The organism is Geobacillus sp. CCR, assembly GCF_052906625.1.
Genome location: NZ_JBREBQ010000036.1, coordinates 1 through 25,723, shown reverse-complemented (window position 1 = coordinate 25,723; position 25,723 = coordinate 1). Strand labels below are relative to the sequence as shown.

23 protein-coding genes and 1 rRNA gene are annotated in these 25,723 nt (G+C 48.3%); 6 read left to right on the top strand and 18 right to left on the bottom strand.

What is annotated here, in order from left to right; genetic code table 11:
* Positions 1-109, bottom strand: a 16S ribosomal RNA gene (locus tag ACVBDQ_RS14870); the annotation flags it as partial.
* A gap of 708 nt (positions 110-817) precedes the next feature.
* Between ACVBDQ_RS14870 and ACVBDQ_RS14865 the strand changes: the two genes are divergently transcribed.
* Both ACVBDQ_RS14865 and ACVBDQ_RS14860 read left to right on the top strand, forming a co-directional pair.
* Complete coding sequence (locus ACVBDQ_RS14865; protein WP_011231630.1) at positions 818-1,108, top strand: hypothetical protein; 291 nt, start codon at positions 818-820, stop codon at positions 1,106-1,108.
* 64 nt (positions 1,109-1,172) lie between these two features.
* Positions 1,173-1,616 (top strand): Hsp20/alpha crystallin family protein, encoded by a 444-nt coding sequence (locus ACVBDQ_RS14860; RefSeq protein WP_011231631.1) that lies wholly within the window; start codon positions 1,173-1,175, stop codon positions 1,614-1,616.
* 16 nt (positions 1,617-1,632) lie between these two features.
* Here the strand turns inward: ACVBDQ_RS14860 and ACVBDQ_RS14855 are convergent, their stop codons facing one another.
* From ACVBDQ_RS14855 to ACVBDQ_RS14815, 9 genes are all read right to left on the bottom strand, one after another.
* On the bottom strand, positions 1,633-2,655 hold the full coding sequence (locus ACVBDQ_RS14855; protein WP_011231632.1) for a LacI family DNA-binding transcriptional regulator: 1,023 nt from the start codon (positions 2,653-2,655) through the stop codon (positions 1,633-1,635).
* 56 nt (positions 2,656-2,711) lie between these two features.
* A complete protein-coding gene (galT, locus tag ACVBDQ_RS14850) occupies positions 2,712-4,238 on the bottom strand; it encodes a UDP-glucose--hexose-1-phosphate uridylyltransferase (protein WP_446663297.1) in 1,527 nt (508 codons plus the stop codon).
* Positions 4,239-4,240: 2 nt separating this feature from the next.
* Complete coding sequence (gene galE / locus ACVBDQ_RS14845) at positions 4,241-5,227, bottom strand: UDP-glucose 4-epimerase GalE (protein ID WP_446663296.1); 987 nt, start codon at positions 5,225-5,227, stop codon at positions 4,241-4,243.
* Positions 5,224-6,414 carry a galactokinase gene (locus ACVBDQ_RS14840; protein WP_446663295.1) on the bottom strand — a complete coding sequence of 397 codons (1,191 nt, stop codon included), beginning with the start codon at positions 6,412-6,414 and terminating at the stop codon, positions 5,224-5,226. The genes galE and ACVBDQ_RS14840 overlap by 4 nt, the downstream gene beginning before the upstream one ends.
* A gap of 700 nt (positions 6,415-7,114) precedes the next feature.
* Positions 7,115-10,156: a glycoside hydrolase family 2 TIM barrel-domain containing protein gene (locus tag ACVBDQ_RS14835; RefSeq protein WP_446663294.1), complete on the bottom strand. Its 3,042-nt coding sequence runs from the start codon at positions 10,154-10,156 to the stop codon at positions 7,115-7,117.
* Positions 10,157-10,177: 21 nt separating this feature from the next.
* Positions 10,178-11,002, bottom strand: a complete 825-nt coding sequence (locus tag ACVBDQ_RS14830; RefSeq protein ID WP_446663293.1) for a carbohydrate ABC transporter permease — start codon at positions 11,000-11,002, stop codon at positions 10,178-10,180.
* Entirely contained in the window at positions 10,995-11,930 is a 936-nt protein-coding gene (locus tag ACVBDQ_RS14825; protein ID WP_128082663.1) for a carbohydrate ABC transporter permease, read from the bottom strand. The genes ACVBDQ_RS14830 and ACVBDQ_RS14825 overlap by 8 nt, the downstream gene beginning before the upstream one ends.
* A 238-nt stretch (positions 11,931-12,168) precedes the next feature.
* Positions 12,169-13,458: an ABC transporter substrate-binding protein gene (locus ACVBDQ_RS14820; protein WP_013524099.1), complete on the bottom strand. Its 1,290-nt coding sequence runs from the start codon at positions 13,456-13,458 to the stop codon at positions 12,169-12,171.
* A 201-nt stretch (positions 13,459-13,659) separates the two neighbouring features.
* Positions 13,660-15,678: a beta-galactosidase gene (locus tag ACVBDQ_RS14815; RefSeq protein ID WP_025948448.1), complete on the bottom strand. Its 2,019-nt coding sequence runs from the start codon at positions 15,676-15,678 to the stop codon at positions 13,660-13,662.
* A 350-nt stretch (positions 15,679-16,028) separates the two neighbouring features.
* On the opposite strand from ACVBDQ_RS14815, the gene ACVBDQ_RS14810 reads away from it, so the two are divergent.
* Positions 16,029-16,814, top strand: a complete 786-nt coding sequence (locus tag ACVBDQ_RS14810; protein ID WP_446663292.1) for an EcsC family protein — start codon at positions 16,029-16,031, stop codon at positions 16,812-16,814.
* Between the two features lie 64 nt (positions 16,815-16,878).
* On the opposite strand, the gene ACVBDQ_RS14805 is transcribed toward ACVBDQ_RS14810, so the two are convergent.
* The 7 genes from ACVBDQ_RS14805 to ACVBDQ_RS14775 form a co-directional block, all read right to left on the bottom strand.
* Positions 16,879-19,065 carry an alpha-galactosidase gene (locus tag ACVBDQ_RS14805; protein WP_446663291.1) on the bottom strand — a complete coding sequence of 729 codons (2,187 nt, stop codon included), beginning with the start codon at positions 19,063-19,065 and terminating at the stop codon, positions 16,879-16,881.
* Between the two features lie 108 nt (positions 19,066-19,173).
* The gene (locus tag ACVBDQ_RS14800; RefSeq protein ID WP_446663290.1) at positions 19,174-20,832 is read right to left on the bottom strand and encodes a glycerol-3-phosphate dehydrogenase/oxidase; all 1,659 of its coding nucleotides are present in this window, start codon (positions 20,830-20,832) and stop codon (positions 19,174-19,176) included.
* A 158-nt stretch (positions 20,833-20,990) separates the two neighbouring features.
* On the bottom strand, positions 20,991-21,545 hold the full coding sequence (locus ACVBDQ_RS14795; protein ID WP_013144936.1) for a glycerol-3-phosphate responsive antiterminator: 555 nt from the start codon (positions 21,543-21,545) through the stop codon (positions 20,991-20,993).
* 15 nt (positions 21,546-21,560) lie between these two features.
* Entirely contained in the window at positions 21,561-21,716 is a 156-nt protein-coding gene (locus tag ACVBDQ_RS14790; protein ID WP_011231640.1) for a hypothetical protein, read from the bottom strand.
* Positions 21,717-21,733: 17 nt separating this feature from the next.
* A complete protein-coding gene (locus ACVBDQ_RS14785) occupies positions 21,734-23,131 on the bottom strand; it encodes a HAMP domain-containing sensor histidine kinase (RefSeq protein ID WP_446663289.1) in 1,398 nt (465 codons plus the stop codon).
* Positions 23,128-23,802 carry a response regulator transcription factor gene (locus ACVBDQ_RS14780; protein ID WP_011231642.1) on the bottom strand — a complete coding sequence of 225 codons (675 nt, stop codon included), beginning with the start codon at positions 23,800-23,802 and terminating at the stop codon, positions 23,128-23,130. Before ACVBDQ_RS14780 ends, ACVBDQ_RS14785 begins: the two co-directional genes overlap by 4 nt.
* A gap of 170 nt (positions 23,803-23,972) precedes the next feature.
* Positions 23,973-24,095 carry a hypothetical protein gene (locus tag ACVBDQ_RS14775; RefSeq protein WP_011231643.1) on the bottom strand — a complete coding sequence of 41 codons (123 nt, stop codon included), beginning with the start codon at positions 24,093-24,095 and terminating at the stop codon, positions 23,973-23,975.
* 230 nt (positions 24,096-24,325) lie between these two features.
* Between ACVBDQ_RS14775 and ACVBDQ_RS14770 the strand changes: the two genes are divergently transcribed.
* Positions 24,326-24,790: an Hsp20/alpha crystallin family protein gene (locus tag ACVBDQ_RS14770; protein ID WP_011231644.1), complete on the top strand. Its 465-nt coding sequence runs from the start codon at positions 24,326-24,328 to the stop codon at positions 24,788-24,790.
* Between the two features lie 115 nt (positions 24,791-24,905).
* Here ACVBDQ_RS14770 and ACVBDQ_RS14765 read toward each other — a convergent pair whose 3' ends face one another.
* The gene (locus tag ACVBDQ_RS14765) at positions 24,906-25,043 is read right to left on the bottom strand and encodes a hypothetical protein (protein WP_162488673.1); all 138 of its coding nucleotides are present in this window, start codon (positions 25,041-25,043) and stop codon (positions 24,906-24,908) included.
* A gap of 112 nt (positions 25,044-25,155) precedes the next feature.
* Between ACVBDQ_RS14765 and ACVBDQ_RS14760 the strand changes: the two genes are divergently transcribed.
* Both ACVBDQ_RS14760 and ACVBDQ_RS14755 read left to right on the top strand, forming a co-directional pair.
* A complete protein-coding gene (locus ACVBDQ_RS14760) occupies positions 25,156-25,341 on the top strand; it encodes a hypothetical protein (RefSeq protein WP_011231645.1) in 186 nt (61 codons plus the stop codon).
* The gene (locus tag ACVBDQ_RS14755) at positions 25,341-25,595 is read left to right on the top strand and encodes a sigma-G-dependent sporulation-specific acid-soluble spore protein CsgA (RefSeq protein WP_011231646.1); all 255 of its coding nucleotides are present in this window, start codon (positions 25,341-25,343) and stop codon (positions 25,593-25,595) included. The genes ACVBDQ_RS14760 and ACVBDQ_RS14755 overlap by 1 nt, the downstream gene beginning before the upstream one ends.
* Positions 25,596-25,723 lie beyond the last annotated feature (128 nt).

Below are 25,723 nucleotides of genomic sequence, written 5' to 3'. Positions count from 1 at the left end.
CGTCCGCCGCTGACCAAACCAGAGCAAGCTCCGATTTGGTCCGCTCGACTTGCATGTATTAGGCACGCCGCCAGCGTTCGTCCTGAGCCAGGATCAAACTCTCCAAAGAAAGTTGATTGGCTTTTCGCATTGTCCAGCTTCAGCCCGCCGCCGCTCGGGGTCAAATAACCTTCGCCTTCGGGATTGTAAATCCCTGCAGGCGAAGAACATTTGCCCATCGCGGCGACCCGCGGGCCTCAGCTTTTCCGTATTGTCCAGCTTCGGCCAAAGCGGCCTTCGCTTTTCTTTCGCGCTTCGTTTCGTTCAGTTTTCAAGGAACGACAGTTACTATTATAAACAATCTTTCAAAAATGTCAACTACTGATTCTCTTCTAATTATTACCGCGTTCATTTCGTCGCGGCAATTATTCATTATACGCAGTGTTAACTATTTGTCAATAGTTTTTTTATTTCATGATTGTTCGATCGTTGCACTCCGACATTCCGTCGAAGCGGCGATTTTTATTTTATACACTATCTCACCTTATGTCAACTACTTTTTTAGGTTGAACGCTCTCCCACCTACGCTAACGCTTAGAGGTGGGAGATTCTTGGGAACACCCGCCCCACGGCAGGCTGTCAACCAAGCCATCCCCGTGCGTCCCACGGTTGGGCTGCCTTACAACGACAGCAAACGAAACCAGCCCCCACTATCTACATTCGACTTGGCCTCCCGAATCGCTTCGACTGCTGTATGATATAATTTCTTAAAAAGAATATGTTGCAAGGAGCAGACCTCGAGGATCGCTATGTATATTTTTTAAGGAGGGAAACAGCCGTGACCTATCCATTTTCTGCACTGCTTGACGGCTACCGCCGACTTTGGCCGAACCGATCGCTGGCGGCCGGACCGCTTGATGAACAAGAAAGCCAAACTCTTTTGTATGAAACGATAAGGCAAGAGTTGCGCGATGAATGGACGCATCCGCGCGTGCGGCAATCGTCCGAAGTGAAGTTTTATTACGCCGTTAAGCGGGTGGCCGCTTCTGACTTGCCGGATGGCATGAAAGTAGCACTCATTCAAGCGTATTTGACGGTGATGGAACAATTGCAAGCCAATCATACATAAAACAGACGAATCCGGTTCACACTACTGAGCGAAAAAACATTTCTTGTTAAGGAGGATGGCAGTTATGGCGTTAATTCCGTATGACCCGTTCCGGCACTTGGAATCGATTCGCCGGGATATGAACCGCTTTTTTGCTAGTGATTTTCCATCGCTGTTCACTCATATGGATGAGCAGCACTGGATGCCGCGCATCGACATGCATGAAACGGCCAACGAATACGTCGTTTCGTGCGATTTACCGGGGCTGGAGCGGAAAGAGGATGTGCACATTGACGTGCAGAACAACATGTTGACCATCAGCGGCACGATTCAACGCCACCACGATGTAAGAGAAGAACAAATGCACCGGCGCGAACGCTTCTTTGGTCGCTTCCAGCGTTCGATCACCCTGCCGGCGGATGCGGCGACGGAAAACATTCGCGCGACGTACAAAAACGGCGTGCTTGACATTCATATCCCGAAAACAACGACAGGAACGAAAAAACGCGTTGATATCGAGTTCCATTAATGCAGAAGGGAGCGGCTTATCGACCGCTCCCCTTTTCGTTGCCCTCGCTGCTTGAGCGGATGACGAGCTCTGTCGGCACGACGACCTTTTTGCAAATCGCTCGTTTCGTCGTCAACCGTTCGATGAGCAGCTCAACCGCTGTTTCACCCATAAATTCTGTGTATACTTTCACCGTCGAAAGCGGCGGGTGAAGAAATGCTGCCGTCGGAATATCATTGAATCCGACAATCGCCGCCTCTTCCGGAACAGCGATCCCGGCTTCATGCAGCGCACGCAGGGCGCCAATCGCCATCGAATCACTGGCAATGAAAAACGCCGTCGGCAAGTCGCCGCCTGAAACAGCCTCTTTCATCAGCCGATAGCCATCTTCAGCAGTGAAGGCACCGATCCATACATAGCGGGAATCATACAGCCCTTTGACATACAAATATTCGTAAAACGCCGCTTCGCGCTCATCGCGGATCGGCGTTTCCCCGTCGACATATTCACGGCCGCCGATATAGCCAATTTTCGTATGCCCCAACCGAAGCAAATAATCAAGCACTGTCACCGTCGCTTGACGCAAGTCGATGACGACTGAATCAAACCGATGCTCATCAGGCGAACAGTCGACAAACACAATTTGTTTGGCCCCGGCGGCAAAAACCTCGACTTCCTTCGGCCCGAATTTTCCGACGGCGATGATGCCATCGAGCGCCTCCATCCGTTCGATCGGATAGGCGCCGTGCTGTTTAAACAATTTGACGAGTTCGATGCCGCGGTCAAAACACTCTTTTTCCACTCCGAGGCGAATCGCCATATAATAGGGGTCATCGATTTCCTGGCGCTCCGAATACCAGTGAATGAGCCCGAAGCGAAACGATTCGCGCGCTTGCTGGCTTCGTTCCCGCAATGTTTTGTAGTTCAGCTCTTGGGCGACTTCAAAAATGCGCCTTCTCGTTTCATCGGAAACGGACAGCGTCGCATCGTAATTAAGCACGCGCGACACCGTCGCGACCGAAACGCCGACTTTTTCCGCGATTTCTTTTAACGTAGCCATAGTCTGTTTGCAATCCCTTCCTTATGTTTCATATGAAACGCGTTTTTTCGCCGCATTTAAACAAGAGACGACATGCGCTCCACAGCGTGCTGCATAAAGCGGCGAAACGCGTCCTTCCCTCGCTTGTCCCGCTTAAACACCCCGGCATGTTCCAACACGGTCACAAACCGTTGCCCGACTTCGTGCCGCAAAATGTCATGGACGTTGTCCTTCGTGATGTCCGGATAGGCCGAGTGAATGGCTTCGCACCAATCCCAATGTTTATGCATCGACTCGTCCCAGTCTTCTTTTTTTGTCCGATGCACGAGATAATCGGCCAGCGTCTCCAGTTCCACGGCAAGCCGTGCCGGCAGCACCGCCAGCCCCATCACTTCGATCAAGCCGATATTTTCTTTTTTAATATGATGCAATTCTTCATGCGGATGGAAAATGCCGTACGGATGTTCCGCTGATGTCCGATTGTTGCGCAAAACAATGTCCAACTCAAACAAATCGCCGCGCCGCCGGGCGATCGGGGTGATCGTGTTATGCGGAACATCGCCGCTGTAGGCCATAATCTCGACACTTGAGTCGCTGTACGTCCGCCATGTTTCATACAAAAAGGCAGCCGCATCCAACACGTCCTCTTTTGGTCCAGTCAAACGGATGACGGACATCGGCCAGCGCACTATGCCGGCTGTGACCGACGGAAACGATGGAAGCGGGATACACTCTTCGATCTCCGCCTTTTCCATCGCAAACGTATAGCACCCGCCTTGGAAATGGTCATGCACTAAAATCGAGCCGCCGACAATCGGCAAATCGGCGTTCGAGCCAATGAAATAGTGCGGGAACTTTTCGACGAAATCGAGCAAACGCTCAAGCGTCTTCCGCTCCATTTTCATCGGTACATGTTCGGCGTGGAAGACGATGCAATGTTCATTATAGTACACGTAGGGAGAATATTGGAAATACCACTGTTCATCCAATAACGTGATCGGGATGACACGGTGATTGGAACGGGCTGGATGACGCCACGTTCCTTCATACCCTTCGTTTTCTTTGCATAATACACATTTTGGATACGAGGATGACGGCATCTCTTTTAATTTGGCGATTTCCTTCGGGTCTTTTTCCGGCTTCGCCAAGTTAATGGTGATATCCAATTCTCCATAGATGGTTGACACTTTCCAGTGCTGATTGTTGGCGATGCGCGCCGTTTGAATGTAATTGGACGCTTGGCTCAACGAATAAAACCAGTCCGTCGCCTCCTGCGGGTCGCGGCGGTATCGCTCGTAAAAGGCACGGATCACTTCCGACGGCCGCGGCATGACGCAGTCCATCAGTCTCGCATCCCATATATCGCGCTCGGTCGTTGTATTCGTTTCCAACAATCCTTGTTCATACGCCCAATCAATCATAGCGTCCAATACCGGGGTCGGCGAGGCCAAGGGAACGTCCTTGACCTCGGCCGGCTGCCATTCCGTGAGTCGGAGCGTTGCCAGCAGGCGGTTGCGCGCGTACACCACATCTTCCGGCGCTAAAAGGCCGCGTTGCTCGGCATAACGGATCAGTTGTTCAATCGCCGCAAAAATCGTTTCCATGTTTACACACCCCGATATCCGTTTGGCCGCGCTTGATGCCATTCCCATGCCGACGCGACGATATCCGTAATGGACGGGTATTTCGGCTCCCAGCCGAGCTCGCGCTTTGCTTTTTCCGATGAAGCGACAAGTCTCGCCGGATCGCCCGGGCGCCGCGCCACGACGCGGGCGGGGATCGGGTGTCCGGTCACTTGCCGAGCCGCTTCGATCACTTCTTTGACGCTGAAGCCGTTGCCGTTGCCGAGATTGTACACGTCACTGGACGCTCCATTCCGCAGTTTTCCAAGCGCCAACACGTGGGCATCGACGAGATCAAGCACATGGATGTAGTCGCGGATGCACGTGCCGTCGGGCGTGTCGTAGTCATCGCCGAAAACGGAAATTTCCTCGCGCTGGCCAAGCGGCACTTTTAAAATCAATGGAATAAGATGCGTCTCCGGGTTGTGGTCCTCACCGATTGTCGTGCCGTACGCCCCGGCGACATTAAAGTAGCGGAGCGAAATCGAGCGGATGCCGTAGGCGCGATCCGCCCATTTCATCATTTTTTCCATCGCCAGCTTTGTTTCTCCGTACGCGTTCGTCGGTTCGGTCGGATCGGTTTCGATGATCGGGATTTGTTTCGGCTCCCCGTACACCGCAGCGGTTGAAGAAAAGACGATTTGCTTGACGCCAAATTCTCTCATCACTTCAAGCAGCACTTGTGTCCCGTACACGTTGTTGTCGTAATACTTCAGCGGCTCTTCCATGCTTTCGCCGACCAATGAGTTCGCCGCAAAATGAATGACCGCCTCAATGTCGTGCCGGCGAAACACCGTGCGCAAAAACTCGCGGTCGCGAATATCGCCTTGGCAAAACACCGCATCAGGGTGAACCGCCTCCCGGTGCCCCGTCTGCAAGTTATCCACCACGACCACGCGCTCCCCTTTTTCAAGCAGACGGTACACCGCATGGCTGCCGATATACCCTGCCCCTCCGCAAACCAAAATCATCGGCTCATCTCCTCCAGTTCCGTGAGTTCTCTCGCCCCGTCACCAACTTCAACGACATAAAAGCTTGCTTCATAACCGATTTTTTCGGCATACGCGTTTCCGACCCGTTCAATGAAATCTTGAACGCATGCCTTTTTCACAATGTTCACCGTGCAGCCGCCGAATCCTGCTCCAGTCATGCGCGCCCCGACCGTTCCTTCGTGCGACCATGCCGCTTCAACGAGCGTGTCGAGTTCAACGCCTGTCACTTCGTAATCATTGCGCAGCGACAAATGCGACTGTTTCATCAACTCGCCAAAGCGGATCAGGTCTCCGCGCTCAAGCGCCCGGGCGGCTTCAAGCGTCCGCTCGTTTTCCGTCACCGCATGGCGGGCCCGTTTTTGTTCAAGCGGGGAAAGAAGATGTGCATAACGGGCCAGTTCCGCGCTTGTCAGCTCGCCGAGCGAGGCGATGTTCCGCACGCTTTGCAGCTTCGCGAGAGCCGCCTCGCACGTCGCCCGCCGCTCGTTGTACGCCGAGTCCGCCAGGCCGCGCTTTTTGTTTGTGTTCGCGATGACAATCGAACAATCGTTGAGCACGAGCGGCAAATAGCGGTACTCGAGCGTCTGGCAGTTTAATAGAATGGCGCAATCTTGTTTCCCCATGCCGACGGCAAACTGATCCATAATGCCGCAATTGACCCCAACGTATTTATTTTCTACGTTTTGGCTCATTTTCACAAGCTCCAGCTGGTCAAGCCCGCGCCTGAACAGTTCATTGAGCATGACCGCGGTCACGAGCTCAATCGACGCGGATGACGACAGCCCGGCGCCGTTCGGGATCGTGCCGTAATACAAAATATCCAATCCGGTCTCAAGCGGGCCAAGCGCTTGAAACGCAGCCAAGATTCCTTTCGGGTAGTTCGCCCAACCGTGTTCGCGACGATAAGACAAGTCGTCGTAAGAGACCGTGACCACTCCCGCTTCCGGGAAGTTTTGCGAATAAAAGCGGACAAATGGCTCTTTCGTCTGCCGAACAAGCGCATACGTGCCGATCGCAAGCGCGCACGGCAGCACATGCCCGCCGTTGTAATCCGTATGCTCGCCGATCAAATTGACGCGGCCGGGGGCGAAGAAGATACGAACTCGTTCTTTACCCCCACCAAATACATTTTTAAAGGTTTCTGTCAAACCGAAACTAACAGCCATGATTATGCCTCCTAAACAATCAATCGCTAGTATATATTTTAGTATAAATTTTACTAAAAAACAATAAAAAAGAATTTTTATTAGGTTGCTTATTTGACATGTAACTTAAAATTACGGTCTTATGCCTTTCTTTCTTTAATCAACGTCTTATCCCTTCATCCTTTAAAAAAGTAAAATTACCCCATATTTTATTTCCTAACCTTAACTCAAAAACAACTCGCGGTATTGTCCAAATCTTAGTATTCGGCTAATCCAAAGCAACAAATAAATACGATAAAATATACCGGGTATCACTTTCAAATTCGATAATTGAATCGCCTCCAATTTCTCTTGTACCATATTGGCCAATCAGAACAGAAAACATAGCTTCAACCACTTTGTTTTCTGCAAAGAAAAAATACAGAGTTTCGCAACGAAAAGTGCAGAGAATTACAACTTGACATGGAGCCTCTGGGGGCGTGATGAAAAAGCCAGGAAGCCAGCAATATCAAGGGCTGGCTATGCCTAAAAAGGCTATCACGCCCCCCTCTCCATGTAAAGTTGGCCTAAGCCAAATTCTCTGCAGATCTCTGCATTTTTATTTTGCAATAAACACCACTTTCCATTTTTGTTTGATAAGTATATCATGTGATGGCATTTTTATTTTTCGAGATAAATAAAAACGCTAAGATGAGAAGTTTACATCATGATGCTGTTGTCGCTAAACTTTATGAATCATAAACTCAAATTCCATGTCTTGATCTGCCTTTATGACGTATTCATCGTGAACAGGGGCGCCCCAGCTGTCGTCTCCGCCAACTCCCATTTGTCGACCTGCTACCGTGACAACCGTATAATGAATATTGGGCAGCTCGTAATGATGATTGGCATGTTCAAGTTCAAAAGCTGTGTATGGCGAAAAGTTGCATTCCAATGGTTCAGTTATAGAAGAAATTTTTATTCCCTGTCCATTGTTGTTCGTTAAGCTTACTTTACGAACTCCTGTTCTGTTTCCTGATTCCTGCGGTTTGAGATAGCGCGATACATTGTCAGATACTTGATTTCTAAAAATTCCAAGTCTTGCCCCCTTTGAGCGATCGACATAGTTTTCTTCGGGCCCCATTGCATACCACTCGAGTTGATTATAGTCGGCTGGAACCTTGAATGATACCGCAAAAATCGGCATTGACGGAAGATTCTCGACTCCATGATAGACCGCCTTCACGCGAATGCTGCCATCAGCATAAACGGTATAACCAAATTTCACTTCCAATTCGGGGTTAATGGAAAATTTGTAGGTAAAGGTGACATTTACTTGGGCCGCTTCCTCTTTCACATCGACTTTTACACATTTACGCGCCAAACTCGCCGCATACCAAAGCCCCGAATAGAAGTCTTGCAAAAAACCTCGGTCATTATCAGTCGTGGCCCTCCAAAACAATGGTGCAGGAGGGACCGCAATCATCTCCTTGCCTGCGTAATTCATTGAAACTAGGCTTCCTGCCTGTTTGGAAAACATGATCGTAAAATCTTTGCCGTGCACCCCAATGTTGACATCACCATGGACAACTTTTAACTTTCCGCTAGGAACAACGAATTCCTTGGAACCAATCTGGAATACAAACTGGCCGAATGCTACCTCATAACCAGCATCAGCCCAAAGTGTTTTTTCTTTCAATTTAAATGATGCATGAATGCAATATTCACCTGCATCTGCCATCATCCCAAGAGGCCAGTCGAACTCGACTCTTTTCTCTTCCTGCGGCGCTACCGATACATTCAGCTTGCTTCGATACAACTCTCTCCCTTCAAGGAATAGGACGTATTCTAAATCATATTCACTTGTGTCAGTGAAAAGACTTTCATTTCTAATATTGACACCGTATTGATCCGGTGAAAGCTTAAAGTTTTGATAAAGATATTTTACTTCCTGCATCTTCGGTGACAACTCCCGGTTAGCATAGACAATTCCGTTCGTGCAGAAACCGTAATCGGTTGGACGGTCGCCAAAGTCCCCTCCATATGCCAAAAATTCTTTTCCATAACGATCTTTTTTCACAAGGGCTTGATCAATGAAATCCCAAATAAAACCACCTTGATACATCGGATACTTTTGTTCCAAATCCGTATATTTGTACATCCCGCCGAGCGAGTTCCCCATTGCATGCATATATTCGCAGCTGATATACGGTTTATCCGGATTTTCTGTTAAATACTTTTCAATTTCATGAGGCTTTGCGTACATACGACTTTCTATGTCGCTTATATCATTATACTCGCGGGCATGAAATACTCCTTCATAATGGACAAGACGGCTCGGATCGACTGACCGAAAATAGTTGGCGACGTTTAACAGAACTTCCCCAGCATACGATTCATTTCCACATGACCAAATCAGGATGGAAGGATGGCTCTTATCCCTTTCAAACATTGAAATCGCTCGGTCCATAACAATGTCTTGCCATTCTCGATTGTTCCCCGGAACATTCCATGTGGGGTCGACACGGCCCATTTTTTGCCACGTTCCGTGCGTTTCCAAATTCATTTCATCAATGACATAGATGCCGTATTCATCGCATAGTTCATACCAATAGCTTTGATTCGGATAGTGTGACGTACGGACTGCGTTAATGTTATGACGCTTCAATGTTTTAATATCCCATAGCATATCTTCCTTTGTGATCGCCCGGCCTCTTCGACAATGAAATTCATGTCGGTTAACGCCTTTAAATACAATCCGTTTTCCGTTAAGGTGCATAACTTTATTGATGATCTCGAATCTTCGAAAACCGACCTTCTGTGGAACAACCTCTACCAATTGGCCAAACTCGTTAAAAATCTGAATATATAGCTTATACAAATACGGTTTCTCCGCGCTCCATAATTCCGGTTCATCGACCGCAATGGAAAATGTCCCCTTTTCGCCATGAAGCTCTCCGTCTTTTTTGGCGACAAGGTCGCCTTTCGCATCATACAGTTCAGCGATAAACCTAGAGCCGGCAGGTACCGGAGACAAAAAGGTAAGGTCCGCCGTTAACATGCCTCTCGTATAGGACGAATCCAATTCGGCGCGAACATGTAAATCATAGACATGAATATCTGGCACTGTATAAAGGTATACATCGCGAAAGATTCCAGAAAAACGCCAGAAATCCTGATCCTCAAGCCAACTTCCGGTGCTGTACTGGTAAACCTCAACCGCGAGCTTATTCTCTCCATCCTTTATAAAAGGTGTAAGTTCAAATTCTGCCGGCGTGAAAGAGTCCTCACTATACCCGACAAACTGCCCGTTCAACCAAACATAAAACGCCGACTCCACTCCTTGAAAAGAAATATACACCGGTTTACCTTTCATACGTTCAGGAAGATTAAAAATTTTTATATAGCTTCCTACTGGATTATAATCCATAGGAACTTCTGGAGGACGAACATCGCAATGACCGTCCCACGGATACATCGTATTTACATACTGGGGAGTTCCATAGCCTTGCAACTGAATATGCCCTGGTACGGAAATATCGCCCCAGTTTGAGCAGTCAAAATCAAGTTGATAAAATTTCGCGGGGCGGCTAGCTGGATTGACCGCATAGTGAAACTTCCAATTTCCATTCAACTCATAGCGCATCGACATGGAAACTCCACTTTTTGCTTCTTCCAACGTCTCATAATAAATATGGTCCGAATGGGCAGGCAGGCGATTAACACCGAACACACGAGGATCTGAAAGCCATTCTAATGTGGGGGTTGTTAATGTTTTTTTCATTATTTCCACACTCCTTACTCATCATTTTACTGAACCGAGCATCCCGGCAACGAAGTGCTTTTGCATGAAAAAGAAGATCAGCGCCGTCGGCAAGGTAGCGATCACAATAGCGGTCATGATCATTCCAAAGTCCGGAGAATAACTCGATCCAAGATTTGATATAAGCAATGGCACCGTCTGGTTCTCCGGGGACTGTAATATGACAAGTGGCCATAAATAGCTGTTCCAGCTCGACATAAATGTAATAATCGCCGCGGCCGCATAGGTTGTTTTCATCGTAGGGACATAAAGCCTGAAGAAGATCCCCCATTCAGACAATCCATCAATTCGGCCCGCTTCAATAATTTCCTTCGGGAACATTTTCGTGCTTTGGCGGAAGAAAAAAATCAGAAATGCCGTTGTGACTGTCGGCAAAATAACGGCCGTCATTGTATCAACACCGATGCTTGGAAATATTTGTGATATTGTCCCAAACATTCTAAACAACGGGACCATTAAAGCAGCAAAAGGTATCATCATTGAAAGCAACAAGAAATTGAATACAAAATCTTTTGTTTTGCTTTTAAAAATTTCAAATCCGTAACCAGCCAAAGAGGAGACCAACATTGCGAGTAAAGTTGTTATAATCGCGATTTTCGCTGAATTCATTAATGCATTGACTAGATTAGTGCTATCAAGCAGGTTGCGGAAGTTTTCCATAAAATGACTACCTGGCAATAACCGTCCTTTCGTCACTTCTACTGATTTATTCGTCGCACTAACAACCATCCACAAAAATGGAAACACGGAAACAATAGATGCAATGGTTAAAACAGTATAGTTGAATACGTTTTTGAGATTACTCATTTTTATCACCTGCCACTTTAAACTGAATAATAGAAAAAAATACAATCATAATCACAATCGCATACGAAACTGTTGCTGCATAACCGAAATCAGGGGTATATTTAAATGAAAGATTGTAGATATATTGAGAAATCGTCATCGTTGCATTTCCCGGCCCCCCTTGCGTAATGTTCATTACTTCATCGAACAGCTGGAGCGTACCGATTGTTGAAGTGATTGATGTAAACAAAATCATGGGCTTTAACAATGGAATCGTAATTTTAAAAAACTGCTGAACTGGCGAAGCACCATCAATTTTAGCCGCTTCATAAATCGAGTGATCGATATTTTGTAGGGCAGATAAGTAAAAAATCATATTATAGCCTGTCCATCTCCACGTAAGAGCAATAATAATGGTCACTTTAGCCCAAAAAGGATCAGCTAGCCAGTTGATTGGTTCAGATATAAGAGAGCATTTCATCAACATAACGTTGATCAAGCCATCTTGACTAAACAAATATTTAAATATGACAGAATACGCAACTAGGGAAGTGACACATGGTAAAAAAATTGCTGTTCGAAACAATCCTCTCAGCTTTAATTTCGGATTATTCAATAATACGGCTAAAAATAAGGCGAGAATAATCATAATCGGAACTTGAATAATAAGATATATCACTGTATTTTTTACGGTTGTCAAAAAGGTAGGATCACTAAATAAACGAGCATAATTTTTCAATCCCACAAAGGTTAGATTTGTCCCTGAACCTGATTTTAATGAAAGAATTAAGGCTTGGGCCATTGGATAAAAATAAAACGTGCAAATCATAATAACAGCTATTATTACAAAAGACCATCCAATTATTATATTTTTTATGCGGTGTTTCTGATTAATGTTTCGATCCGTTTTTATTATCAAATCTAGATTCACTTTTGTCGGGGGAATCACTCTATATCAACTCCTTAACATGTTGATAAATAGAAAGCAACATCCGTGAGAGGGTCTTGCTCTTTATTCAAGCATGAAAATGACCGATCAAGGCGTCGAGGAGCGGGCATCTTCATAGAAGAGCCCCGAACCACTCCGCCTGTTACACAGAATGCTTCTACTATGACAACCAGGAAGGCCAGCGGACTCTCGGGGCTTAATTTTTTATGTTTCCCTTAACATAATAGGCGTGCTATATTTATTTAACTTGTTGTTCTGCCTGTTTTTGTGCATCTTCCAACACTTTATCAAGATCTTTGCCTTTTAAGTAATCTTGCAACGCAGCTGCTAAAATATCTTCGATCACATACGTATGTGCACCGTAGTTTACTTGAGGAATTTCTTTCATCCATTTGGAGAAATCAGCTGTTACTTTTTGGCCTCCAAAAAACTCATCTGCAGCCTTATAGGCCTCACTATTAGCAGCTGGTTTGTATGTGCCAATTGCACCAATCTCTTTGTTTAGTGCTTCATAAAACTCAACATTTGATCCAAACGTTTTAGCTAGAAATTCTGCCGCCTTTTCTTTTCCAGGAATGTTAAGTACATACCAAGAACTTCCACCTAGGTTCGTAGCATTAACAGAGTTAGGAATGCCCGATTGTTTTGGAAAAGGCACAACAGCCCACTTACCGGCTTGAGAAGCTTCGGCTTTAACAGAAGCCGTAATCCAGTTTCCCGTTGGAATCGATGCAACTGCTCCACTATTAAAAGAGGCAACAAATTGACTCCAGTCGGAAATAGGTTTCGATATCCCTGCGTTTACAATCTCTTTGTAAGTTCTAAATGCTTCCTTCAGCGGCTCATTGTCTGCCAAATTCGGGGTTACACCATCTTCTTTCACATACCATGAACCACTAGTTTGAATCATCTCACGAATAATCCCCAGATTTTTAGGATCGAGTGCAAGCATATATTTACCCGTTGCTTGTTTTACCTTTTTCCCGATTTCAATATATTTGTTCCAGTCCAATCCTTGTAAATCATCAACAGTATATCCCGCTTTTTGTAAATAATCTGTTCTCACGTATAATCCAGCAACCCCTGTATCAAATGGAAGTCCATAATGTTTACCATTTAAGCTAGTAGGAGCAAGCTTATATTCAGCAAAATCTTCCGCTTTGAAATATTTTGATAGGTCATAGAATGCATCAGGATACGCTTTAAGGAAGCTCTGTGCACGATAGTCTTCAATTAATACGATATTTGGCAAGCCTTTTGTTGTGCCAGAACTTAAACTTGTATTAAGCTTTTGAACGATATCCTCTTGAGCATTTTCAATAATTTTTAATTTAAAATTAGGATTCTCTTTCTTATAAAACTCTTCTGCAATTTTCATCGCTTTTACGTTAAAATTTGGATCCCACGTCCACACTGTTATTTCATTCGTACTTTTTGTGCTATCTGCAGCTCCACCGTTTTTCGTTTTTGAAGAACAAGCAGTTAATAGAAGAATACTTACTAAAAATAGTGTCAAAATCTTTTTCAAAGAAAATCCCTCCTGTTTTTTTAATTCTTATGAACTTTTGGTGAAAAAGGAGTCTAATTAAGAATATACAGCCGAAAAACATACATTTTTCAGTTGTTGTCTTAATGAAATGAGCCTTTTCACTAAGTGCGTAAGATCCAATGTTTATAGACATTGTCATCTTATGCATATTATGTTGCCAACTGTCGGAACGAGACTTCTCTAAACCTTCCCGGCTTCATCATGCTCTCTTAACACTGCTACATCAACCCCTTGAATCCTCAATTCACCTCCTCGAAAACATTTCCCATCAATCATATTCTGGTATATCTTATCTTCTGGCAGTGACAGTGTCACTTCGTAATCATTATGATTGATAATAATTAAATACTTCCATTCATCAGTCTCTCTTTGTTGCACCTCTACATTTTCAGCTACTTCAAGAATGGGATTAATATGATGTTTAGCGAAAACCTGTTCTAAAAGCCTGCCTAAATAATTACTATCTGGATAAGTACCGACGTAAATCCCCTCTCCTTTACCGTAGCAGTTACGTGTAACCGCCGGAAGTCCTGCATACCAATCCCCCTTAAATGTCGCTAGAGGTTCTGCCCCTTCTAATCGGATTATGTCCGCCCACGTCGTACAATCATATTCCCCATCGTTACTATATATTTTGTTTACCTTTGTTTCTGGGTATGGTACAAATTCCTCAACAAAAATCCCCAAAATATCTCGCAGAGGACCAGGATATCCGCCTAAATGTACGCGGTCATTTTCATCTACAATGCCACTGAAGAAACTGACAATCAAAGTGCCACCGTTAGCAACAAATTGCCGTAAGTTTTCATCTTCTCCCTCTTTAACCATATATAACATTGGAGCGATAACTACTTTGTATTTTGTTAGATCATCAGATGGCCTTACAAAATCGACAGCAATATTACGTTTATATAATTCCCTATAATAAGCTTCAACTATAGGAATATATCTTAGTTTATTATGTGGTTTGGAACTTAGTTCGACAGCCCACCAGTTTTCCCAATCAAAAATGATCGCGACCTCTGCCTTGATTCTAGATCCGACCAAACAATCTAACTTTTTCAGCTCTTGCCCTAACTGTGTAACTTCCCTATAAATTCTATTATTCTCGTTCAAAAAGTGGGGCACCATTGCACCGTGGAATTTTTCAGCTCCTGCTCTACTTTGACGCCACTGGAAAAACATAATACCATCTGCACCACGGGCAATAGTTGCATAACTCCATAGACGCATTACACCTGGCGGTTTTGGAACATTAATATCGCGCCAGTTAACATGTGAGGTTACCTGCTCCATCAAAATAAACGGTTGACCTTTTCTTAAACTACGCATAAGGTCATTCATCATGGCGTGCTGAATTGGCAAGCCCTCTCTGGGATCAGGATATGAGTCCCATGTCACAATATCTACATGCTGAGCCCATTGAAAATAGTTTAACGGTTTGAATGAACCCATGAAATTAGTTGATACTGGAATATCTGGTGTTACCTCACGTAAAATTTCCTTTTCTGTTAAAAACAACTTGAGAATTGAGTCATTCATAAAACGGTAGTAATCAAGTTCTTGGGATGGATTAATAAAAGTTGGTGCCTTTCTAGGGGGATTAATTTCATCCCAATGATTGTATCGCTGTCCCCAAAAGTTTGTACCCCAACGTTCATTTAATTCATCGATTGTTTTATATCTTTCCTTTAGCCACTTTCTAAACGCGACAGCACAATTCTCACAAAAACACTTGGAAACGTGACATGCATACTCATTATTAACATGCCACATTTTGAGTGCCGGATGATTTTTATACCGTTCTGCTATAGCCCTCACAAGTCTCTTTATGTGCGTAATTAATTGAGGATGATTAGGACAATAATGTTGTCTACTGCCAAACGAGAGAATGACACCGCTTTCATCGATCGGCAAAGAATCTGGATACTTTTTTACAAACCAAGCTGGAGTAGTTGCAGTCGCCGTCCCCAAGTTAATATACACACCGTGGTCATATAGTATATCTATAACCTTGTCTAGCCATTCAAAGTCGAACACTCCATCAGACGGTTCGATCTTGCTCCAACTGAAAATCCCTAAAGATACTAAATTCACCCCCGCTTTTTGCATCAACTTAGCATCTTCATACCAAATTTCCTCTGGCCATTGCTCTGGGTTATAATCTCCTCCGTAACAAATTGAGGATAACACATTCATAATTATTCCCCCTAGCTAATTTTCGTTTAATTATAAATTAAGTTAAAATTTAGTATTTGTCAACAACAATATTTTACTAAATAAATATATATTTTTTAATTAAAAACAACCAAATATATAGGCCCTCGCAACGGGAAAATTTCGTCTTCTTCGCAGGATAAAAATATTTTTCTGTCGAATATCGTGAATTGGTGCATTTAGGAGTTTAGGTATTTTCAGAGTAGATAAAAACAGGATCCAGTTTTTAGTATAACACTTATTAATAATCCCTTCTTCATAAATGCATAAAAAATGCCCCTAATCCTCAACCTAAGAAACAAGTGATTCAACAATGGTCGGAGGACGATTTTATGAAGGATACAATAACATCACTAAAACAAGAACTCCAAACCATCACCCACTGGGAACACTCCCAAAAAGACCTATGGTTTTGGGAAAAGCTCGGCCGCTTGCCGTTTCAAGTGCTCGATAAGCTGACGCCAAAAGTCGTCCATCGAAAACTAGGGCAGCTGCTTGATGAGCTGGGCAGCTATATTCAAAGCGGCGGGCAATACTTGGTGAATGAAGGAAAGGTATTGGACAAGCTTGGCGTATCGTCGTTGGCCGAGGTGCCGCACTTGCCGCTTGCGACGATGGATCGCGTTTGCGACGAGTTGATCGATGCGCGCGTCACGTTCGCCCAGCTGCAAGGGGCGGCGACTGGAATGGGCGGGGCGCTGACGCTGGCGGTGGACATTCCGGCGCTTCTCGGCTTAGCGCTGAAAACGCTGCAAGAGATCGCCATCGTGTACGGATATGACCCGAAGGAAAAAGAGGAGCGCGTGTTTGTCGTCAAATGCCTGCAGTTTGCCGCGGCGGACATCGTCGGGAAAAAAGCGATTTTGGACGAACTTTCGTCGTTCTCCCATGAACGCGGGCGCGTCTTTTCCGAACTGCAAGGCTGGCGGGAAGTGATGATGACGTTCCGCGACCAGTACGGATGGAAAAAGCTGTTTCAAGCCGTGCCGATCATCGGCGTCATTTTCGGTTCGCTGTTTAACAAATCGTTTATGGAAGACATCGCCGAAACCGGGAAGATGCTTTATCGGAAGCGGCGCATTATCGAGAAGCTTAAACAGTTTGAACCCGGCATCTAACATGCCGGGTTCGATTCGTTTGTTTCGCCCTGATGCATCCGCTCAGGCCGCATCATTCCCCCCATCATCGAACAGCTTTCAATCGCCACATCATGCTGATAAAATCGCCCAAGCGGTGCGGCACCGCCACTCCGGCATACATCAGCTCGTCGCCGCCGTAGACGCCAAGGCCTTCGATTTCATAGTCTTGATTCGGGTCAAGCCCTTTTAAGCGCAAGTGCGACAGCGGGGCGTTCGCTTCCGCCAGAACGCGGAAGTAGGCGACGAGCGCTTCCGACTGATCTTCCGAGACGAACATCCATGCCGCCTCGTTGCCTTCAAACGGGCTGAGCAGCCGATAAAACGTGCCGAACTGGACGAGGCGGCGCACATCTTTGTAAAACGCGACTTGTTCCTTAATGATTTGTTTTTCTGTTTCCGTCAATTTCGTGATATCGAGCTCATAGCCGAAGTTGCCTGACATCGCCACATGGCCGCGCGTCTTGAGGGACGTCACCCGCCCGACTTGATGGTTCGGCACGGCCGAGACGTGGGCACCCATGGCGCTCACTGGGTAAACGAGGCTTGTACCGTACTGGATTTTCAGGCGCGAGACAGCGTCAGTGTTGTCGCTCGTCCATGTTTGCGGCATATAATAGAGAATCCCCGGGTCAAACCGCCCTCCGCCTCCGGAGCAGCTTTCAAACAAAATGTGCGGAAAACGCGCGGTGATCTCGTCCATCACGCGATAGAGCCCAAGCATATAGCGGTGCGACGTTTCGCGCTGGCGCTCGGGCGGCAGGGCGGCCGAACCGATTTCCGTCATATGGCGGTTCATGTCCCATTTCACATAAGTGATGGGGGCGCTCGCAAGCACGTTCGAGATCGTTTCAATCATATAGTCGCACACGTCTTGGCGGGAATAATCGAGCACAAGCTGGTTCCGTCCTTCAGAGCGCGGGCGGTTCGGCACATGGAGACACCAGTCGGGATGTTTCCGGTACAGCTCGCTGTTTGGCGACACCATTTCCGGTTCGATCCATAAGCCGAACTGCAGCCCGAGTTCGTTCACTTGTTTCGCCAACCCGTCCAAGCCGTTTGGAAGCTTGCGCCGGTTGACGATCCAATCGCCGAGCGAACGGCGGTCGTCGTCGCGCTCGCCAAACCAGCCATCGTCAAGCACAACCAATTCGATGCCAAGCTCCGCCGCCGTTCGGGCGATATTCATCATCTTTTCCTCATTGAAGTCAAAATACGTTGCTTCCCAGTTATTGATCAAGATCGGACGTTCGCGGTCGCGGAACGCGCCGCGCGCCAGGCGGGTGCGGTACAGTTCGTGGTAGGTTTGCGACATCCCGTTCAACCCTTGGTCGGAGTAAACCATGACCACTTCCGGCGTTTGGAACGACTCGCCCGGTTCCAATAGCCACGTAAAATCAAACGGATTGATGCCCATCGAGACGCGGGCAGTGCGGAACTGGTCCACCTCGACTTGGGCGAGGAAATTGCCGCTGTACACAAAGCTGAACCCGTATACTTCGCCTTGGTGTTCATCGGCGTTTTTGGCGACGAGCGCGATAAATGGGTTTTGTTGGTGGCTGCTCGCGCCGCGGCGGCTTTCCGCCGCTTGCACGCCGGTCACAAGCGGGCGGCGCTCGATCCAGCGCTCGCGCCCCCACGCTCCGGGGAGATGGATCCAATCATAGTCAGCAGTTGGGAAATCAACGCTCATACTGAGCGCACGCAGCAGTTTCAACCGCTCGCCGCCTTTGTTTTCAAAACGGGCCGCGCGCGTGATGACGTTCCATTTTTCATACGCCGTATACTGCAACGTGACCTCTAGACCGATCAGCGCATCTCCAAGGACAATTTCGAGCGTCTCCGCTTCCTGTTCATGCTCCACGTATGTCGCCGGCAGCCCGTTAAGTCTAGGCTTCCCTTTGTAAATGCGGTGCGTTTTGTAGCGCAAATCGGTCACGGTCGAGCCGTTCTCAAGCTGCACTTGATACGCTGGAGCACGGAAATCGGTATTCCCATAGGCTGGATATTCTTGCGGCAGCGTATCGAGCGAAAACGTGCGGTCAGACGGGTCGGGATTGGGGGAAAACGCGCGGTCCAGCCGCGGAAATGCCCGCGCCCCCCGAACATCGCGCACCGCTTTTCCCCAATAAACATGCGCCAAATAGCCGGAGCGGAAAAGCTGCATCACGTAGCTTGCCTTGCCCGCCCGCAAATGAAACTGCTTCGTTTGCGGATTGTATGCAACTGACATTCTCTTCCCCCGCTTTGTTTTTGTTTAAATTTTACTTAATTTTTACGAAAAAATCCATCAAAAAAGCGCCCTGGATTCAGGCGCTCATCATTTCCTTCAAAGGATCATTCACTCCTCTCCTTCCTCCGCCAACACCGCTCGTCGCAGTTCCTTGTCGAGTTCTTTCTCATACACGTCCCGCTCTTCCCCCGTCCACCCTAAATACCGCGCCATAAACGCAACAACCGCCTCTTTCTCCCGCCGGACAGAATCGATGTCAAATAACAGCGCTCCGGTGCGGCGGATGAAGTAGTCGACCGGTTTGGCCGCCATTTCTTCCTCCATGGCGTAGACGAGGCGGATGAACGTTTCGCGCGTTAAGCCAGACGAACGGTCGTATTGCTGGCTTAAAGCAAACAGCTGGTCGACATTTGTGCCGTATTGTCTCGCCAGCCGCGCTCCCGCTTCTTTCGTCAATCCATAGCGCACCGCTTCGTCCGCTTTTTCGGCGATGAAGGCAGGGAGGCGGTGCGAGCCGCCGACATCGCCGCCGGAGATCGGCAATTGTTTCGTTCGACACGGTCCGAACGCTTTTCCTTCTTCTTTCTCCAGCTGCTTGGCGACAAGATCGACGACGGTCTCGGCCATTTTCCGGTAGCCGGTCAGCTTGCCGCCGGCAATCGTAATGAGGCCGGATGGCGATGTCCAAATCTCGTCTTTGCGGGAAATTTCCGACGGGTCTTTCCCTTCTTCATAAATGAGCGGACGGACGCCAGCCCAGCTCGACTCGACATCGTCGGCAGTGACGCCGACGGACGGGAACATGTAGTGAATCGCCTGCAATAAGTAATCACGGTCTTCTTCGGTCATGGCCGGATGAGCGGGATCATCGTCATAAAATGTATCGGTCGTGCCGACATACGTTTTCCCATCCCGCGGAATGGCAAACACCATCCGGCCGTCCGGGGTGTCGAAATAGACTGCCTGCTTGAGCGGAAAACGCTTTTGATCGATGACGATATGGACGCCTTTTGTCAGCCGAAGCCGCTTGCCGGTTTTCGATCCGTCTTTGTCGCGCAGCGCATCAACCCACGGTCCGGCGGCATTGACGACTTTTTTGGCGCGGATGTCATACACTCGTCCGCCGATCAGGTCGCGGCAGCGGGCGCCGATCGCGCGGCCGCGCTCGTCGTACAAAAACTGTTCGGCTTTTACGTAGTTGACGGCGTCGGCGCCAAGCTCGACCGCTTTTTTGATCACTTCGATCGTCAGGCGGGCATCGTCGGTCCGATACTCGACGTAATAGCCGCCGCCGATCAGGCCGTCGCGCTTTAAGAGCGGCTCTTTTTCCAACGTCTGCCGGGCATCAAGCATCGTGCGCCGCTCGCTTGGCTTGACGCCAGCCAGCCGGTCATACAGCCAAAGGCCGACCGACGTGCTCCATTTGCCGAACGTCCCGCCGCGGTAAATGGGCAGCAGCATCCACTCCGGTGTGGTGACGTGCGGGCCGTTTTCATACACAATCGCCCGTTCGCGCCCGACTTCCGCGACAAGCTTCACCTCGAACTGCTTCAAGTAGCGCAAGCCGCCGTGAACGAGCTTCGTCGACCGGCTTGACGTGCCGGCGGCAAAATCTTGCATCTCGACAAGCGCGACCGTCATGCCGCGGGAGATGGCATCAAGGGCGATGCCAGAGCCGGTGATCCCTCCACCGATGATCAGAAGATCATATTGTTTTTCGCTCATCGCTTGAAGAACATCGCTCCGATGTTTGCTTGAGAACGCCATGCGTGATTCCTCCTTTGAAAAAGACAAAAAGAGACCATTGCAAACACGATAAGCCTTTCGCCTACCATGCATGCATGGTCTCTCCCTGTCTCCTGACTGATGATTAACTTGTTACCTTTATTGTAGCAGACTGCGGCCGATTTGACCAGCTCAACGCATTATCCATTGTAGTGGCGCCATAATGTTTCGTTTGACGTGGTCACCGCCGCCGCCCCAGCTGCAAGCGCCCGCTCGACATCATCGACCGTGCGGATGAGCCCACCGGCGTAAATCGGTTTTCCGGTCCGTTCTTTCACTTCGCGGATGATGTGCGGCATGGCGCCCGGGATGACTTCAATGCAATCCGGATTCGTTTTGGCGATCAGCTGGTAGCTTTTCTCTAAAGCGTGGGAATCGAGCAAAAAGATGCGTTGCACGGCCAAGACGCGTTTTTGACGCGCCTTCATAATGACGCCCGCTTTCGTGGAAATGAGGCCATGCGGGCGGAACTCTTGGCAAAGGTATTCCGCCGCATGTTCATCATGACTCAGCCCTTGCACCAAGTCGACGTGAATGATCAACTCCTTGCCATGCCGGCGCGCATAGGCAAAGATGCTTTTTAACTGGGCAATATGCACCTCAAGCAACACGCCGACCGTGTAACCGCTTGACAAAAAGGCGTCAAATTGCTTCATCGTTTTAATGGCCGGAATGATGCGCTGTTTCGCTTCCATTTTCTTTTCTTCGATTCATCCTCTCATTTTGTCGATCTCATCTAAGCATGACAGTGACATCATCGTCCGCGGTTTGCATGTCGCGATTTTCACCCCGCGCTTGCGGAATTTTTCAACGAGGTGATGAATCACTTTTTTGCTTGCCGCCTCTTCCTCATGGGGATGTCCCATTGCCTCACGCTCCTCTCCTATTCCGCTTTCGGAATGGCGAGCTCCACCGTCGTTCCTTTCCCAACTTCGCTTTCCAACGCAATTTGCCCGCCGTACTTATCGATGATCTCCTTGGCAATCGAAAGGCCGAGCCCGGCGCCGCCTTGTTCGCGGCTGCGCGCCTTGTCGACGCGGTAAAAGCGCAAAAAAACGTTTTTCAGCTCCTCTTTTGGGATGCCAATGCCATAATCACGGATGGACACGATGACAAACGGCCCTTCCTCGCGCAAGGAAATCGCGATTTGTTTCACTCGCTGAGAATATTTTACCGCATTGTCAAGCAAAATGAACAGCAATTGTTCAAAATGATGCTTCGCCATCGCCGCGCGCGCAATCGGCTTATCCGGCTGGTCAATCAGAAATTGGAAGTCCGGGTGCAAGACGCGGAAATTTTTGACGACTTGTCCGACAGCCGCCGCGGCATCCATCGGCGCGACCTCATCCGGCACCGTGATCACCTCGGCGCGCGACAAGTCAAGGAGCTCGAGAACGAGCCGCTTCAGCCGCTCCGCTTCTTTCACCGCCGCCTCGAGCGATTCTTCTAAAATCTCTGGATTGTGCTTTCCCCATCGCTGCAGCAACGAAAGATGGCCTTGCAAAATGGCGAGCGGCGTGCGCAGTTCATGGGACGCATCCTCGACAAATTGCCGCTGCATGGCGAACGACCGCTCAATTTCATCCATCATGCCGTTGAACATCACCATCAGTTCCGCGATTTCATCGCGCGCCGGAGGCACATCAATGCGCCGTTTCAGCCCGTTGTTTTGAATGTCCGCCATCGTTTTGGCCAGCGTTTGCAACGGCCGGACGAAGCTTTGCGCCACGAACCGGCCGGCGACAGCGCTTGCCGCCATGGCCAAAAAGCCGATCGCCGTCATGATGAGAAAGAGTGTGTTGGTCACTTGCTGGAACCTCGCCAGCCGACGGGCGATCTCGATCGTTCCATGCAAGTTGCCGATATGAAGCGGCTGACGGAGCAGCAAAAATCGCTCATTGTTGATGAAATGCTCATCCATCTTCCGCTTGTCGGGCATCTCGCTTGGCGATAGCGACACCGCCGCCCCATTTGAAACGGAGACGATGACGTTTCCTTTCTCATCCGTAACGCGAATGAGCTGGTAGCGTTCATTCAGCTTTTCCAAAAACGCGCGGCTGCGGCGAATCCCTTCCCATGATAGATTACGTTTTTCCGCGTAATATGTTTCAATTTCCGCCACCGTTTGTTCCATCGTTTTTTCTTCTTCCTTCAGCAGCCATTGTTTGACCATATGATATTGCAAAAACGTAAACACAAAATACGTAATGAAAATCGCCCCGGCCGACAAAACGGTCAGCTTCCCTTTCAGCGAAAGCCGGCGAATCGCCTCCCTCTTCATGGCCGCATCACATATCCCGTGCCGCGCACCGTTTGGATATACCGCTCTTTATCGTGTTCGTCAAGCTTTTGCCGCAAATAGCGAACGTAGACGTCAACGACGTTCGTCTCAACCTCGGCGTCGAACCCCCACACTTTGTCAAGGAGCGCATCACGCGTCAAGACAACATTGATGTTTTGCATAAAGGCGACGAGCAAATCGTATTCGCGCTTCGTCAGCTCAATAAATTCGTCTCCTTTTTTCACTGTGCGCGCCTGCACGTCAACGACTAAATCTTTAAACGTCAACACTTGGGCGTTCGCTTCCGGATGAACGCGGCGGAACAAGGCGCGGATGCGGGCGAGCAGCTCTTCAATGGCAAACGGTTTGACGATGTAGTCATCGGCCCCGTTATCGAGCCCCATGACGCGGTCAAACACGCTGTCGCGCGCTGTGATCATGATGATCGGCGTCGATTTCGCCGCCCGGATGCGGCGGCATACTTCCATGCCATTTAAACGCGGCAGCATCACATCAAGCAAAATGAGATCCCACTGCTCCGAAAGAGCGAGCTCGAGCCCTTCGCGTCCATCGGCGCATACATGCACGTCAAAGCCTTCGTGCTTTAAATCAAGCTCCAAAAACCGGGCGAGCCCGGCTTCATCTTCAATCAATAAAATACGTCCGTTCATCAGTTGCTCCTCCTCTCTTGCGGCTGTTGCTGCTTCCACCTTTATACATCTTTAACTATACACAACAAATCGTTCACCGCCAACGGGCAGCCAGCAGTCAAAAAAGGAATGGGGCGCCTGTTAGGGACGCCCTCAAAAATGAATCGGCAAAAAGCGGCGCAGGCAGCTGTTTATGAATGGCGGTCAACGATCCAATCAACAATGGCTTGAACGATTTCAAACACTTGATAAGAAAGAAGCGACACGGCTGTTCCCGAAAAAAACAATGTCACCAGCCAATGAACCCAATGCATCGCGCCATCCCTCCTCCCGCCGCCGGGCAACCGACAGCGTTATTGATGTGCATCTCATGGATGGTGGTGTCATTATATTCCATCCGGGTTAAAACAAGATGAAAACTCTCTAAAAAAGTATGAAGTAGCTTTTTTTGCGCTCTGTACATACATTGACAGTGAATCGCTTTGCCAATCGGCAGCGTCCCGACAGAACCATTTCGCTGTTTTGAAAAAAGGAGGAGAGCGCAATGAATGAATCGTTTCAACCACCAGCCAATGGGGGAGGCCATCACCCGTTCCATCATTTGCGGAAAATGATGAATCAATGGTTTGATGAACGGCCGCTGCAAAAACTGTTTGAAACGCTCGATGACTATTTCGCACAAACGTTTGCTGCAGCGTACATTCCGATCGAGGTGAAAGAGACGAAGCACGATTACCAAATCATTGTCCGGCTGCCTGACATCAAAAGGGAACAAATCAGCTTGCAATGGCAGGAAGATGGGCTGCAGCTGATCGTCGATCACAATGAAACAATTGAATCGGCAGATCATCACGGCCATGTATACGAACGCCGCCACGCACGGCGGCGCGTGGCGAGGCTGATTCCGTTTCCGTATCCGGTCGCTGAGCATGAGGTGAAAGCCTCGTTTCAAAATGGGACGCTCACCATCCAGCTGCCGCAAAAACGGAAATATATCGATATCGATTGAAGACGATCCAGCCTGTGTGTGCGTTCAAAAACCATTTTGGCAGCGGCCAGCGCCGCGCTTGGACGTGAAACAAGCCGTTCCCTTCATGGGGAGCGGCTTGTTTCTTATCCAGCTTCTATTGTTTATGGGGTGAATTTCCGGAACGTTCGCCCTCTTCCGGTGTTCCTTTTTTGATCACCCATTCGTTGGCGATTTCCTCGCGGTGGTTCGTGTATTTGTTTTTCCGCTTCCAGTTGTCGTTGTGGTCTGTCACCGCCATCACCCCCTTATTGTTTGCCATTCGCTTGCCTTGCTGCGGCCAACACGATGTGCATACATACTTTCTCGGCTGACAAGCTACGCTACTGATAGGAGGTGCAAAACGAATGGCGAAACTGCCCGATTTCAAACAATTGAACGACCGACTGATCAACGAGCCGTCGGATGAGCCGATGCTTGTCATCAAAACAAACCTCGACCCGGACCGCGTGACGGAAGAAAATCCGTACGTCCAAGGCCGCACAAACACAAGCAAAGAGTTTGTCTCTTTTTTTGAAGGGGGCGGACGATGATGGAACAAACACTCGCTTACTTGCGCGAAGTGCTGTCCAACTATTTGGATCACCACGGCGACACCCCAAAACGCATTTACAAAAAACTGATCAGCAAACCATACCGAGGCGAAGGGGAATTTGTCCGCGACTTGACGCAAGAAGAAAGCGCCTTTTTGGACCGCATTTTGCCCCATGAAATCCGCTATGCGATGGATGAGCGCGATTATGAGCGCGTGTATCAGCTCAATGAAGTGTATGAGTTGCTCATTTGACAATCGAGTAGGAGAGGGTGACTAACCCTCGTCCTCTCACACCACCGTACGTACCGTTCGGTATACGGCGGTTCCATTAAGTCTGACGCAGAGATTCATATCGTTGATAAAGACTCTTCAGCCCTTGG